Source organism: Actinoplanes sp. NPDC000266 (assembly GCF_042899005.1).
GTDB lineage: Bacteria > Actinomycetota > Actinomycetes > Mycobacteriales > Micromonosporaceae > Actinoplanes.
On the sequence record NZ_JBIAZI010000018.1, the window covers coordinates 23,013 to 37,229 of the forward strand.

Genomic DNA, 14,217 nt, shown 5'->3' on the forward strand with positions numbered 1-14,217 from the left:
GACGGAAAACCGCGACGCGCGGCAGTGTCACAGGCAACCCGAGGTGCCAAACAAGGCATCGTCCATGTACCGTAAGACCCACGAGAGATGCCTGACGTCATCGGGGCCCGCCTTCGGGCTGCCCCGAATTCTGTGCGAGGGGGTCGAGCCATGGGGCGCGGCCGTGCTAAGGCCAAGCAGACGAAGGTGGCCCGGGAGTTGAAATACCACTCCCCGAACACCGACCTCACCGCCTTGCAGCGCGAACTGGCGGGTACACGCCAGTCCGACCGTCACTTCGACGACGACAACGATGAGTTCGTCGACGATGACGAGGATGATGCTGACGACGACCAGGACACCTGGTCGCCGACAAGGCGCTGACCCGTATTGCACAGAGCACGCGGCTGACCGCGTGCTTCCGTGTGTCGTGGTCACCTTCTAACCAACGGTTCAACACAAGCCCACGCGGGTGCCAGCCCGCGTGGGCTAGAACCGCCGCCCTACCGCGGGCGGTTGTTCCAGTTGTAGAACGTGGGAATGTTCTCGAAGTGGTTCCAGGCGCAGACCGCTGAGCCGCCGTCCTCCGACGTGCCCTCCGCGCGCTGCCGGCGAGCCTCCTCCGCCTCGGCGATGAGGGCCGCCAACCCGGCCCGGGTGTCTCGCACCCGTGCCGTCACCGGATCGCTCCCCGCGTCGTCAGACAGCCGTGGGTTCATGATCTCGGGCATGGTCCAGCACTCCCTCCAGTAGGCGCATCTTGCTGTTCCGGCAGTGGTCCGTCTCGGTGGTGTCGAACCGGCCGGTCTCGAAGTAGCGGTTGGCCGCGTGGGCCCCGCCGCAGAAGCCGAAATAGGGACAGGTCGCGCGGCAGGATTCCACCCCGCGCAGGAACTCGGCGATCCATGGCGACCCCTCGGCATCGGCCAGAATGTCGCCCAGCGGCGCGCTCAGGACGTTTCCGCTGGTGAAGTCGCCGTAGTGAGGGTCGGAGAAACCGGCCAGCTCGGGCGAGAGCAGCACGACCGAGCCGTCGTGGGCGATCGTCGGGATGGGGTCGAGCCGGCGCGGCAGCAGCTGGTCGGCCGTGCCGTCGAGGACCGCGGCCACGTACCGCAGCGACCATTCCACCTCGCGCAGGTGGATCCGCGGGTCGCGGCGCCAGGCCGACACCAGCTCGGACCAGAAGGCCGTCACCTCGGCCGCGTCGTGGCCGTTGGTACGGGTGTTGACCCCCTCCAGCTCTTCGACGTTGATGCCGAGCACGTCGCAGCCCAGAGTGAGGAAATAGTCGTAGAGCTCGGCCGCCACGCCCGGCCGCGGATCGCCGACCACGCAGAGCGCCGAGAACGGGATGCCGTGGCGGCGGAGCGCTTCGACGCCGCGCATGATCCGGTCGTACGCCGGGCGGCCGCCGCGCGTCACCCGGTCGCCGTTGCGGGCCTCCGGGCCGTCCACGCTGACACTGACCCGCATCTGGTGCTCGGTGAAGAACTCGCACCAGGCGTCGTCGATCAGCGTGGCGTTGGTCTGCACGTGATGCTCGACCTCCGGGCCGAACGGGGCCATCAGCGCGGCCAGATGCTCCCGGCCGGCGGCGAGCGGCTCACCGCCGTGCCAGACCACCGAGAACCGCCCGCCGGCCGTCCAGGGCTCGACCGCGGTGGCCACGGCCCGGGCCACCTCGACCGGCATGCGCTTGTCGGCCGCGCGGAACGGCAGATAGCAGTAGGAGCAGTCGAGGTTGCAGAGGGTCGTGGGCTGCATGACGACGTAGGTCGGCACAGGCGCTATGCCGCGCATCCCGCTCCACGTCTCCACACGCACCTCCGCCACGCTAGGCCCCTCAGTCCACCCCGAACACGAAAGATCCGCATGTGCCCGACATCGACACACGCGGATCATTTCATGTTCATCCTGAAACCCGGCGTCAGCCGCGGGTGTACTGCCCCATCATCTGCACCTCGCCGGTGCCCTCGATGACCTCGCCGACCTGCCAGGCCTCGACACCGCGGCCGGTCAGATAAGCCATGGCGCGGTCGGCGTCGTCGGACGAGACGACCGCGAACATGCCGACGCCCATGTTGAACGTGGCTTCCATCTCGTGGTCCTCGATGCGGCCCTTGGCCTGGATGAGGTCGAAGATCGGCTGCGGGCGCCAGGTCGAGCGGTCGACGACCGCGTCGACGTGCTCGGGCAGCACGCGCACCAGGTTGCCGGGGATGCCGCCGCCGGTGACGTGGGAGAACGCGCGGACGTCGGTCTCCTCGATCAGGCCCAGGCAGTCCTTGGCGTAGATCTTGGTCGGGGTCAGCAGCTCCTCGCCGAGGGTGCGCTGCGTGCCGAAGTCGTCGACCACCGAGTCGAGCCGCATGCGGCCCGCGCCGAGCAGCACGTGCCGCACCAGCGAGTAGCCGTTGGAGTGCAGGCCCGAGGAGCGCATCGCGATGACCGCGTCGCCGATCTCGACCCGCTCGCGACCCAGGATCTCGCTCTCCTCGACCACGCCGACGCCGGTGGCGGACACGTCGTACTCGTCCGGGCGCAGCACGCCGGGGTGCTCGGCGGTCTCGCCGCCCAGCAGGGCACAACCCGCGTAGCGGCAACCGTCGGCGATGCCGGCGCCGATCTCGGCCACCTTGTCCGGCACGACCTCGCCGCAGGCGATGTAGTCGAGCAGGAACAGCGGCTCGGCGCCGCAGGCGACCAGGTCGTCGACGACCATGGCGACCAGGTCGATGCCGATCGTGTCGTGGATGTCGAGCTGCTGCGCGATCACCAGCTTGGTGCCGACGCCGTCGGTCGACGAGGCCAGGATCGGGCTCTTGTACTTCTGGGTGTTCAGCCGGAACAGGCCGGAGAACCCGCCGAGGTCACCGATCACCTCGGGCCGCACGGTCTTTTTGACCTTGGACTTGAGCAGCTCGACCGCGCGGTCGCCGGCCTCGATCGAGACGCCGGCGTCCGCGTAGGTGGACGTGCGCTTGCGAGCACCGCCGCGTCCAGCACCGGCCGTCCACGGCTGGTTGGACCCGGCGTTGTTGCGCTCGGACACGTGCGTCACGGTTCTCCCCTTAGAGCTGCTTGGTACATCAAAGTCACTGGTGGTGCGAGACGGCGGTCTCGTACTCGGTCTCGAGCTCCGCCACCGCCGCGGTCGCGGCCTCGTCGGTCGCGGACGGCATCGACGCCCGCTTGCCGACCCCCTCGAGGACATGCTTCCCGATCAGGTTGCCGGCCGGGAGCTCGATCGGGTACTCGCCGTCGAAGCACGCCATGCAGAGGCGCGACTTCGGCTGCTCGGTCGCCTGCACCAGGCCGTCCAGGGAAACATAACCCAGGGAGTCGGCGCCGATCGAGCGGCGGATGCCATCGATCTCCAGGCCGTTCGCGACGAGCTCGGCGCGGGTGGCGAAGTCGATGCCGTAGAAGCACGGCCATTTCACCGGCGGCGACGAGATGCGCACGTGCACCTCGAGCGCTCCCGCCTCACGCAGCATGCGCACCAGCGCGCGCTGGGTGTTGCCGCGGACGATCGAGTCGTCGACGACGACCAGGCGCTTGCCCCGCACGACCTCGCGCAGCGGGTTGAGCTTGAGCCGGATGCCGAGCTGGCGGATGGTCTGCGACGGCTGGATGAAGGTCCGGCCGACGTACGCGTTCTTGGTCAGACCGGCGCTGTAGGGGATGCCGGACGCCTCGGCGTAACCGATCGCGGCCGGGGTGCCCGACTCGGGCACCGGGATGACCAGGTCGGCCTCGACCGGATATTCCTTGGCCAGGCGGCGGCCGATCTCGACACGGGCCGAGTAGACGTTGCGGCCGGCGATCGTGGTGTCGGGACGGGCCAGGTAGACGTATTCGAAGAGGCAGCCCTTGGGCTCGGGCGCGGCGAACCGCGTGGAGCGCAGACCGTGCTCGTCGACGGCGAGCATCTCGCCCGGCTCGACCTCACGGACGAAGCTGGCGCCGACGATGTCGAGGGCGGCGGTCTCGCTGGCCACGACCCAGCCGCGCTCCATCCGGCCCAGCACCAGCGGGCGCACACCCTGGGGGTCGCGCGCCGCGTACAGCGTGTTCTCGTCCATGAAGACGAAGCTGAACGCGCCCCGCAGGCCCGGCAGCACCTCGAGCGCCGCGGCCTCGACCGACAGATCGGGGCGGCTGGCCAGCAGGGTGGTCACCAGGGCGGTGTCGGAGGTGGCCATATCTGCCTCGAGGCCGCGCTCGGCGACCTCGCGGGCCAGCTCGGCCGTGTTGACCAGGTTGCCGTTGTGCGCCAGCGCGATCGTCGTGCCGGCCGTGGTGGCGCGGATCGTCGGCTGCGCGTTCTCCCAGTTCGACCCGCCGGTCGTCGAGTAGCGCGTGTGGCCGATCGCGAGGTGGCCGCGCAGGCTGGCCAGCGTCGGCTCGTCGAAGACCTGCGACACGAGGCCCAGATCCTTGTAGACCACCACACCGGAGCCGTCACTCACAGCGATGCCGGCGGCCTCCTGGCCGCGGTGCTGAAGAGCGAAGAGCCCGAAGTAGGTGAGTTTGGCGACCTCTTCCGCGGGGGCCCAGACGCCGAAGACGCCGCAGGCATCCTGGGGGCCGCGCTCCTGGGGGTCGAGATCGTCGGTCAACCGGCCGTCGCCTCGGGGCACCTGTCGCTCCCTCATGCTGATCTGCTCGAACGTGAGTGGGGGTCCACCGCTCCGCTCCCGACCGCCCAGTGTACGCGAGGGGAGGGGTCACGGCTCGGGCTGTCAATCGGCGGACGCGCCGGTCAACGGAAGGTATTCACTCAGATCCGTACGGATACCGCTTGCCCGCAGCCGCCCGTCACGCACCGCATCGGCCCAGCTCACACGCTGCGTGGCCACGAGCACCCAGGTGACCGGATCGGCTTCGACCACATTGGGCGGTGTGCCGCGTGTGTGCCTGGGACCTGGAACACACTGAATCGCACCGAAAGGCGGAATTCGCACCTCCACCGATCGGCCAGGCGCACGGCGGGACAACTCGGTCAGCAGCGCTCGCACCGCGTCACGCAGCACCGTTCTCTCCGGTTCAGCGCCGCGGTCCAGCGCGTCCAACGCCTGGATCACCGACTCGGATTTATTCTTCGCAGCGGACATGTCGGGACGATACGACCCGGTCCGCTGAGATTGGTACGCGGCCCTGGGTCGCGCGATGGACGTGTGACAAGGCATAGTGGCCGACGGTGTTTTAGTCGCGGGATGTAACCGGCACCTGAAGAGCAGCCGGGAGACCGTGCGACCGGAAGGCGGTGGATGGTGACGACGCACCTACGAGCCCGGGCGTTGCAGGGCGGTGCGTTACTGGCTGTGGTCGCAGGCAGCCTATTCGTAGCGCCTGTGGCGGCGTTGGCCGACCCTCCCTCAGTGGAGATCACCAACCTGCAGACCGAGGTCCTCACCGGCGGCCAGCTGAACATGCAGTACAGCGTGTCGGCCCCCGAGGTGGAGCCCGGCGAGGGCGAGCCCGGCGGCGGCAACCCGGGGCGAGTCACGGTCGCCTATCAGGTCACCGGCATGAGCTGCTCCGGCGACTGCTCGGGCGTCACGCAGATCGACGCGGGCGGTGACCGCGGGTTCAACGCGCGCCTCACGGCGCCCAACGTGAACGCCGGCGACACCCGCCAGGTGCAGGTGCGGGTCACGGCGTCGATCAACGGCGAGTCCGACAGCGCCACCGCGAACATCACGGTCAAGGGCCCGGACAAGCCGCAGAGCGTCCGCCAGGTCTCCGGCAAGGTCCGCGACCAGGACGGCAAGAGCGTCTCGGGCGCGACCGTCGGCCTGCGCGACAGCACGGGCGCCATCTTCGAGACGACCTCGAGCGGATCCGGCGGGTACACGTTCAGCTCGACCGAGAGCAAGCCGATCGCCCCCGGCACCCTGACGATCGGCGCGGCCAAGGACGGTTTCGAGCGCGCGACGGTCACCATTCAGGCCTCGGCCGACCGTACGGTCTCCAAGAACCTGACGCTCCAGTCGACCGTGGTGGAGAGCCCGTCGGCCACGCCGTCGGCGACACCGTCCGCGACGGTCAGCGCGGCGCCGACCGCGGAGGAGTCCGCGGCCGAGGAGCAGCCGGCGACCACGGAGACCGTGGAAGAGGGCGCACCGGCCAACAACGCGGCCGCGAGCGAGGACAGCGGAAGCTCCTGGCTCTACATCATCATCGGCGTCCTGCTGGTCGCGGCCGGCATCGGCGCGATCGTGCTGGTCTGGATGCGCCGCAAGAACAACCCGTCCGACGGTGACGACGACGACCCGACCGGCATGTCGCCGTCGGGCGGCGCCGTGCCGCCGAGCCAGGGCCGCTTCAACGACGCGACCCGGGTGGCGGCGCCGGTCGGCGGTGGCCGCGCCAACGACGCCACCATGATCGCGCCGGCGCCCGGCATGTCCGACGCGCCGACCATGCTCCAGCGCCCGGTGCCGGCGGCCGAGGACGAGTTCCCCGACCCGTACGGCGCGCCGGTCCCGCCGCAGGGCGGCTACGTCGGCGCCGGCGGCTGGGACAACGCCCCGCAGGGCGGCACCCAGCAGTACGGCGGGGGCACGCAGCAGTACGGCGGCGGCACCCAGCAATACGGTGGCGGCACGCAGCAGTACGGCGGCGGCACCCAGCAGTACGGCGGCGCGCAGCAGGCCGACAGCGGCTACGGGTCCTACAGCGAGCCCACCGGCTTCTACCGTCCCGAGGACGACCAGGCCGACGCCGGCTACGGCGGTTACGACCAGGGCGGCCAGCAGTACGGCGGCCAGCAGCAGCAGGGCGGCTGGGACGAGCACGACAACGGCGGCTACGGCGGCTACGACCAGGGCCAGCAACAGCAGCAGGGCTGGGACGACCACGACAACGGTGGCTATCCCCCGCAGCAGGGCGGCGGCCAGCAGGGCGGCGGCCAGCAGTACGGCGGCCACACCCAGCCGTACAACGGCGGCTACGACCAGGACGACTACGACCAGCGCGGTCAGCGCCGCTACTGAGTCATAGAGAAATCGGCCCCGCACCTTTCGAGGTGCGGGGCCGATTTTCTATGAGACGAGTCAGGCGGGGTCGATCGGCCCGCCCGGCTTGGGCTCGGTCAGCTCGAGCGTGACCGAGGTGCCCTCGGCCGGAACCGGCTCCTTGACCTCGGCCACCGACGCCGCCGGGATGCCGTCGGCCTCGATCGGGGCGGCCGACTCCATCGCCGCGCCGGCCGCCGCCGTCACGAGGACCTCGTCGCCGCGGTCCGGTCGCGCCGGAGCGGACGGGTCGGCCGCGTGCTCGGGGTCGCCGTGCCGGTTGGCCAGCTCGGCCGCGCCGCCGAACAGGGCCGGCAGCGTCGCCGTGTGCGCCTCGCGCAGTTCGTCCAGCGCGATGCTGAACTGGCCGGCCACGTCGAGCACCGGCTCGGCGGTGGTGACGCCGATCGGGGCGCAGGCGATGCCGAGCTCGGCGGCCAGGGCGACGAACGCCTTGTCACGCCCGCGGGGCACCGCGACCAGGGCCCGGCCCGACGACTCGCTGAACAGCTGGACGAACGCCGAGTTGCCGTCCTCGGGCAGCGTGATCCGGGCGCCCACGTTACGGCGCAGCGTGCTCTCGACGAGGACCTGCGAGAGGCCGCCGTCGGAGAGGTCGTGCGCCGCGACCACGTGGCCGGTCCGGGAGGCACGGGCCATCAGCACGCCCAGGCGCTGCTCGTGCTCGAGGTCGACCTTCGGCGGGCGTCCGCCGAGGTGGCCGTGGGTGACCCACGCCCACTCGGAGCCGGAGAGCTCCGCCGACGTCTCGCCGAGCAGGAAGAGCAGGTCGCCGTCGCCGGTGGCGGCCGGGAAGCCCATCGGGATCCGCCGGGCCACGTCGTCGAAGACGCCGAGCACGCCGACCACCGGGGTCGGGTGGATGGCGGCCGCGCCGGTCTGGTTGTAGAAGCTGACGTTGCCGCCGGTCACCGGGGTGCCCAGCAGCTGGCAGCCGTCGGCCAGGCCGCGCACGGCCTCGGCGAACTGCCACATGACGGCCGGGTCCTCGGGCGAGCCGAAGTTGAGGCAGTCGGTCACGGCCACCGGCTCGGCGCCGGTGACGGCGACGTTGCGGTACGCCTCGGCCAGCGCCAGCTTCGCGCCCTCGTACGGGTCGAGGCGGGCGAAGCGGCCGTTGCCGTCGACCGAGAGCGCGACACCGAGGCCCGTGCTCTCGTCGATGCGCAGCACACCCGAGTCCTCGGGCTGAGCCAGCACGGTGTTGCCGAGCACGTACCGGTCGTACTGCTCGGTGACCCAGGTCTTGTCGCAGAGGTTGGGCGAGCCGGCCATCCGCAGGACGGTCTCGCGCAGCTCCTCGCCCGTGGAGGGGCGCGGCAGCGTCTCGGCCTTGTCGGCCTGGAGCAGGATCAGGTCGGCCGGCTCACGGATCGGGCGGGCGTAGACCGGGCCGTCGTCGGCGAGCGAGCCGGGCGGCACGTCCACCACGACGTGGTCGTTCCAGGTGATGACGAGCCGGCCCGGTGAGCCGTCCTCGCCGGCCGGGGTGACCTCACCGATCGCGGTGGCCCACACGCCCCACTTCTCGGCCACGGCGAGGACCGCGTCGAGGTTTTCCGGGGTGACGATCAGGAGCATGCGCTCCTGCGACTCGCTGGCCAGGATCTCGGTGGGCGACATCGACGCCTCGCGCAGCGGCACCCGCTCGAGCCAGACCCGCATGCCGGTGCCGGCCGCGGCCGCCGTCTCGGTGAGCGCGCAGGTCAGACCGGCGCCGCCGAGGTCCTGGATGCCGGCCACGAGGCCGGCGTCGTACAGCTCGAGGCAGCTCTCGATGAGCAGCTTCTCCATGAACGGGTCGCCGACCTGCACCGACGGGCGGCGCTGCTCGGCCTCCTCGTCGAAGGTGGCCGAGGCGAGCACGGAGACGCCGCCGATGCCGTCGCGGCCCGTGCGGGCGCCGAGCAGCACGACGATGTTGCCGACGCCGGCCGCCTCCTTGTGCTGGAGACGCTCGACCGGCAGCACGCCGATGCTCAGCGCGTTCACCAGCGGGTTGCCCTGGTACGTCGGGTCGAAGACGATCTCGCCGCCGATGTTGGGCAGGCCCAGGCAGTTGCCGTAGCCACCGATGCCGGCGACCACGCCGGGCAGGACCCGGGCGGTGTCGGGGTGGTCGGCCGCGCCGAAGCGCAGCGGGTCCATCACCGCGATCGGGCGGGCGCCCATGGCGAGGATGTCGCGGACGATGCCGCCCACGCCGGTCGCGGCGCCCTGGTAGGGCTCCACGAAGCTCGGGTGGTTGTGCGACTCGACCTTGAACGTCACGGCGATCTCGTCGGAGATCTGCACGACGCCCGCGTTCTCGCCGATGCCGGCGAGCATGCGGTCGCTGCGCGGCGCCTTCTCACCGAACTGGCGCAAGTGCACCTTGCTCGACTTGTACGAGCAGTGCTCGCTCCACATGATCGAGTACATCGCCAGCTCGGACGCCGTGGGCCGCCGGCCCAGGATCTGCCGGATGCGCTCGTATTCGTCGTCCTTGAGGCCCAACTCCGTGTGCGGCTGCAGCTCGTCCGCGGTCTGGAAGGCCCGGTGCACAGTGTCGGGGCCGCCGTCGAACTCGTTGACCAGCACGTCCGTCGCGGCAAAGCCGGTCGGCTTCTGGTTCGGCGCTGCCGTCTCCGGCTGCGTGGTCATTACTGGTGTCCCCCTGCGTGCGAAGCCCCCGCGGACGCCCCGGCCAGGGCCCGCAGGACCGAGGTGAAGAAGCCGAGGCCGTCGAGCGACGGGCCGGTCAGCGCCTCCACCGCGTGTTCCGGATGCGGCATGATGCCGACGACGTTGCCGGCCTCGTTGGTGATGGCGGCGATGTCGCGCTGCGAGCCGTTCGGGTTGCCGCGGACGTACCGCGCGACCACCCGTCCCTCGGCCTCGAGCGCGTCCAGCGTCCGCTGGTCGGCGACGTAGCAGCCCTCGCCGTTCTTCACCGGGATCAGGATCTCCTGGCCCGGGGTGAACGCGTTGGTCCAGGCGGTGTCCGCCGACTCGACGCGGAGCCACTGGTCACGGTTGCGGAAGTGCAGGTGCTGGTTGCGGGTCAGCGCACCGGGCAGCAGGTGGGCCTCGCAGAGGATCTGGAAGCCGTTGCAGATGCCGAGCACCGGGAGGCCGCCGCGGGCCGCGTCGATGAGCGACTCCATGACCGGGGCGAACCGGGCGATCGCGCCGCAGCGCAGGGCATCGCCGTAGGAGAAGCCGCCGGGCAGCACCACGGCGTCAACGCCGTGCAGGTCGGGGTCGCCGTGCCAGAGGCGGACGGCGTCGGCGCCGGCGAGGCGCACGGCGCGGGCCGCGTCCCCGTCGTCCAGCGAGCCCGGGAAGGTGACCACACCGATGCGCATGGTCAGGCGACCTCGGCCTTCGCGTCGTCCTCGACCTTGATCGAGAAGTCTTCGATCACCGGGTTGGCGAGCAGCTTGTCGGCGATCTCCCGAGCCCGGTCCAGGTCGGGTTCGCCGGCGAACTCGATCTCGATCCGCCGCCCGATCCGGACGGAGGAGACATCGGTGACGCCGAGCCTGGGCAGCGCGTTCGCGACCGCCTGGCCCTGCGGGTCGAGGATCTCCGGCTTGAGCATGACGTCGACCACGACGCGAGCCACGGGCACTCCTGACTGATAGGTGTAAGCACGTGGAGCCTACCTTGCGATCCACGTGGCGGGCGTGTCGGCCGGTGTCGCGCAGACGACGCCGACCAGGCTGAGCAGGCGATTTCGGCGGTGATCTCAGCCACTCGAACGATCAAAGCTTCAATTTCTCCACGACCGGCGCGACGGTCATCACACCGTGATAGGTGGCAAGTGAGTCTTGGCGGCCGCGCCGCCGCCCCCTAACGTCAGTGTTCCGCTGGGGCGTGGCGCGACGGTCGAGCTCCGCCGCGCCCCGGCGGCAGTCTCAGAGGATGGGCGCGGGCGCGTATTTCGCCGCTTCCGGGTGGGCCGCGACGATCGTGGCGACCCGGTCGGCCACGAAGCGCACCTGCGACGGGGCGGCGCCCACGAAGGCGGCCCGGTCGGCCACCAGCGCGTCGATCTCGCCCCGGCTCAGCTGGAGCCGGCCGTCGTCGGCGAGCCGGTCGAACAGGTCGTTGCCGGCCGCGCCCTTCTCGCGCATGGCCAGCGCCACGGCGACCGCGTGCTCCTTGATCACCTCGTGGGCGACCTCGCGGCCCACGCCCTTGCGGACCGCGGCCACCAGGATCTTGGTGGTGGCCAGGAAGGGCAGGAAGCGGTCGAGCTCGCGGGCGATCACGGCCGGGTAGGCGCCGAACTCGTCGAGCACGGTGAGGAAGGTCTGGAAGAGCCCGTCGGTGGCGAAGAACGCGTCGGGCAGCGCGACCCGGCGCACCACCGAGCAGGAGACGTCACCCTCGTTCCACTGGTCGCCGGCGAGCTCGCCGACCATCGACAGATAGCCCCGGACGATCACGGCGAGGCCGTTGACCCGCTCGGACGAGCGCGTGTTCATCTTGTGCGGCATCGCCGACGAGCCGACCTGGCCCGGCTTGAAGCCCTCGGTGACCAGCTCCTGGCCGACCATCAGGCGGATCGTGGTGGCCAGCGACGACGGACCGGCCACGATCTGGGCCAGCGCCGAGACGACGTCGAAGTCGAGCGAGCGCGGATAGACCTGGCCGACGCTGCTGAGCACCCGGTTGAAGCCGAGGTGGGCGGCGACGCGCTGCTCGAGCACGGCCAGCGCCTCGAAGTCGCCGTCGAGCAGGTCGAGCTGGTCGGCGGCGGTGCCGACCGGGCCCTTGATCCCGCGCAGCGGATAACGCCCGATCAGATCGTCGAGCCTCTCGTACGCGATGAGCAGCTCCTGCGCGGCCGACGCGAACCGCTTGCCGAGCGTGGTCGCCTGGGCCGCCACGTTGTGCGAGCGGCCGGTCATGACCAGGTCGGAATATTCGACGGCCCGCTCGGCCAGGCGGGCCAGGGTCGCGATGATCCGGGAGCGGATCAGCTCGAGCGACGCCCGGATCTGGAGCTGTTCGACGTTCTCGGTCAGGTCGCGCGAGGTCATGCCCTTGTGGATCTGCTCGAAGCCGGCGAGCGCGCTGAACTCCTCGATCCGCGCCTTCACGTCGTGCCGGGTGACCCGCTCGCGCTCGGCGATCGACGCCAGGTCGACGGTGTCGAGCACCGCCTCGTACGCCTCGACGGCACCCTCGGGCACCGACACTCCGAGGTCGCGCTGGGCGCGCAGGACGGCGAGCCAGAGCCGGCGCTCCATCCTGATCTTCTCCTCCGGGGACCAGAGCTCGACGAGCTCGGCGGAGGCGTAGCGGGAGGCAAGGACGTTCGGGATGGTCACGCGACCGATTCTTTCACGGGCCCGGGATCACGCTCCGGCAGCTCATGACGCAGGGTGCGCACGTCCCGGCTGCTCAGCATGCCGAGCACGGCCACGATGACCAGCACGCCCGCGCCGACCAGGGTCGCCTCCACGCCGACCTGGTGCGAGATCGGCCCCACGAGCAGCTCGCCGATCGGCATGGCGATGAAAGAGCCGACCATGTCGTACGAATACACGCGCGCGAGCTTGTCCGGCGGCACATGCTCCTGCATGGTCGTCTCCCACGCGACGCCGAACTGCTCGAGCAGCGCCCCGGCCACCAGCGCCCCCACCGCCAGCACGATCACCTGGGGATAGAGGCCGAGCAGCAGCAGCGGCAGGGCCATGCCGAAGGTGCTGACCACGCCGACCAGCAGCAGGCGGCGCAGCCTCAGCCGCATCGCGATGAGGCCGCCGATGATCATGCCGGCGGTCTGTGCGGCCAGGACGAAACCCCAGCCGCGCCGGCCGAAGGTGTCGTCCGCGACCGCCGGGCCGAGCACGGCCAGGCCGCCGCTCCAGCAAGCGTTGATCACCGCGAAGGCGGCCACCACGACCCACAGCCAGGTGCGCGAGCGGAACTCCGTCCACCCCGTGCGCAGATCGGCGAAGACGTTCGGCCGGGACGGCTCGACCGCCGCCTCACCCGGCGTCTTCTCGTCGCCGATCGTGCCCTCCGGCTCGGCGACCTTGACCGGCGCCGGCGTCCGCAGGGCCATGAAGATGAGCGCGGCGACCAGGAAGGTGGCGGCGTCGACCGCGATGCCCCAGCCCGGGTTCGTCGCGGCGACCACCACACCGGCCAGCGGCGCGCCCAGGATGACGGCCGAGTTGAGGGTCAGCCGGTTGATCGCGTTGGCCTGCTGCCGGATCTCGGCCGGCACCGTCTGGGGCAGGATCGACGAGCTGGCCGGCAGCGCGAGCGCGCCCACCATGCCGTTGATCGCGCCGAGCACGATGAGCAGCGGGATCGTGGCCATTCCGGTGAGCACCAGCGCCGCCACGACGGCCTGCGACGCGAAGGCGGCCAGGCTGGAACCGACCATCAGGAACTGCTTGGGCATCCGGTCGGCGAGCACGCCACCGAAGAGCAGGAAGATGACGTTCACCAAGGTACGGATGCCGACCACGAGGCCGAGGTCGCTGGTGGAGCCGGTGAGGTCGAGGACGGCGAAGGCCAACGCCAGGTTGGCGAACGAGTTGCCCAGGGCGTTGACCGTGCGGCCGGCGATGAGCAGCCGGAACGGGGCGTAGCGCAGCGGCGTGAGGGCACCCATCAGGACTCCATCTCGAACATCGCGACCGTCGTGCTCGTGCGCATGGTGCCCGGCGTCCGCGGCGGCTGGGCCGCCTCGTGGATCTCCCGGACCAGCTCGTGCATCCGGTGGCGGAGCTCCGCCCATTTGTCGGGGTCGATCCAGAAGTCACCGTCGGCCAGCAGGGTAGCGCCGGGCCGGCGCCGCTCGCTGTCCCATTGCCCCTGCCCGGTGCGGCGGATGAGCTCGCCGCCGAGGGCGGAGAACATCGCGCGCAGCTGCTCGGGCGACTCCCGACCCTTGTCGCGGGAGGCGTCGTAGCGGTAGCGCTTGGCCACGCCGCCGCGGATCTTCTCCTCGCCGGCCTGGACGATCAGGCCGCCGGCGAGCAGGTTGCGCAGGTGATAGCTGGCGTTGGCATGGGTCAGGCCCAGCTCCCGCGCCACCTCGGCCGCGGTCATCGGGGCGCCGGTGAGCAGGGACATGATCTGCAGCCGTACGGGATGGGCCGTCGCCCTCAGCGACGCCCGCCCCGGCTCATCTCCCAAAGACATGTTGGGGAGTCTAGGGAACGGCACGCCGACTGTCCAACAG

At 70.8% G+C, this 14,217-nt stretch carries 13 protein-coding genes; 2 read left to right on the plus strand and 11 right to left on the minus strand.

The window, feature by feature from the left end:
* Positions 1 to 150 precede the first annotated feature (150 nt).
* Complete coding sequence (locus ACFY36_RS47055; RefSeq protein WP_097326961.1) at positions 151 to 363, plus strand: DUF3073 domain-containing protein; 213 nt, start codon at positions 151 to 153, stop codon at positions 361 to 363.
* A gap of 119 nt (positions 364 to 482) precedes the next feature.
* On the opposite strand, the gene amcA is transcribed toward ACFY36_RS47055, so the two are convergent.
* From amcA to ACFY36_RS47080, 5 genes are all read right to left on the minus strand, one after another.
* Positions 483 to 710 (minus strand): multiple cyclophane-containing RiPP AmcA, encoded by a 228-nt coding sequence (gene amcA / locus ACFY36_RS47060; RefSeq protein WP_498693649.1) that lies wholly within the window; start codon positions 708 to 710, stop codon positions 483 to 485.
* Positions 679 to 1,782: a cyclophane-forming radical SAM peptide maturase AmcB gene (gene amcB / locus ACFY36_RS47065; RefSeq protein ID WP_499752565.1), complete on the minus strand. Its 1,104-nt coding sequence runs from the start codon at positions 1,780 to 1,782 to the stop codon at positions 679 to 681. Before amcB ends, amcA begins: the two co-directional genes overlap by 32 nt.
* Positions 1,783 to 1,909: 127 nt before the next feature.
* Positions 1,910 to 3,043 (minus strand): phosphoribosylformylglycinamidine cyclo-ligase, encoded by a 1,134-nt coding sequence (purM, locus tag ACFY36_RS47070; protein WP_499752450.1) that lies wholly within the window; start codon positions 3,041 to 3,043, stop codon positions 1,910 to 1,912.
* 34 nt (positions 3,044 to 3,077) lie between these two features.
* Entirely contained in the window at positions 3,078 to 4,625 is a 1,548-nt protein-coding gene (gene purF, locus ACFY36_RS47075) for an amidophosphoribosyltransferase (protein WP_499752566.1), read from the minus strand.
* A 102-nt stretch (positions 4,626 to 4,727) separates the two neighbouring features.
* Positions 4,728 to 5,099 (minus strand): sterol carrier family protein, encoded by a 372-nt coding sequence (locus ACFY36_RS47080; protein ID WP_499752451.1) that lies wholly within the window; start codon positions 5,097 to 5,099, stop codon positions 4,728 to 4,730.
* A 267-nt stretch (positions 5,100 to 5,366) separates the two neighbouring features.
* Here ACFY36_RS47080 and ACFY36_RS47085 point away from each other — a divergent pair, with 267 nt between their 5' ends.
* Positions 5,367 to 6,983, plus strand: coding sequence for a carboxypeptidase-like regulatory domain-containing protein (locus ACFY36_RS47085; protein ID WP_499752452.1), 1,617 nt, complete (start codon positions 5,367 to 5,369; stop codon positions 6,981 to 6,983).
* 60 nt (positions 6,984 to 7,043) lie between these two features.
* Here ACFY36_RS47085 and purL read toward each other — a convergent pair whose 3' ends face one another.
* From purL to ACFY36_RS47115, 6 genes are all read right to left on the minus strand, one after another.
* Positions 7,044 to 9,668, minus strand: a complete 2,625-nt coding sequence (purL, locus tag ACFY36_RS47090; protein WP_499752453.1) for a phosphoribosylformylglycinamidine synthase subunit PurL — start codon at positions 9,666 to 9,668, stop codon at positions 7,044 to 7,046.
* Positions 9,668 to 10,378, minus strand: coding sequence for a phosphoribosylformylglycinamidine synthase subunit PurQ (purQ, locus tag ACFY36_RS47095; RefSeq protein ID WP_499752567.1), 711 nt, complete (start codon positions 10,376 to 10,378; stop codon positions 9,668 to 9,670). Before purQ ends, purL begins: the two co-directional genes overlap by 1 nt.
* Entirely contained in the window at positions 10,375 to 10,632 is a 258-nt protein-coding gene (gene purS, locus ACFY36_RS47100; protein WP_097326998.1) for a phosphoribosylformylglycinamidine synthase subunit PurS, read from the minus strand. The genes purQ and purS overlap by 4 nt, the downstream gene beginning before the upstream one ends.
* Positions 10,633 to 10,924: 292 nt before the next feature.
* The gene (purB, locus tag ACFY36_RS47105) at positions 10,925 to 12,346 is read right to left on the minus strand and encodes an adenylosuccinate lyase (RefSeq protein WP_499752454.1); all 1,422 of its coding nucleotides are present in this window, start codon (positions 12,344 to 12,346) and stop codon (positions 10,925 to 10,927) included.
* The gene (locus tag ACFY36_RS47110; protein ID WP_499752455.1) at positions 12,343 to 13,644 is read right to left on the minus strand and encodes an MFS transporter; all 1,302 of its coding nucleotides are present in this window, start codon (positions 13,642 to 13,644) and stop codon (positions 12,343 to 12,345) included. Before ACFY36_RS47110 ends, purB begins: the two co-directional genes overlap by 4 nt.
* Positions 13,644 to 14,177, minus strand: a complete 534-nt coding sequence (locus ACFY36_RS47115) for an ArsR/SmtB family transcription factor (protein WP_499752456.1) — start codon at positions 14,175 to 14,177, stop codon at positions 13,644 to 13,646. The genes ACFY36_RS47110 and ACFY36_RS47115 overlap by 1 nt, the downstream gene beginning before the upstream one ends.
* Between the last annotated feature and the right edge of the window lie 40 nt (positions 14,178 to 14,217).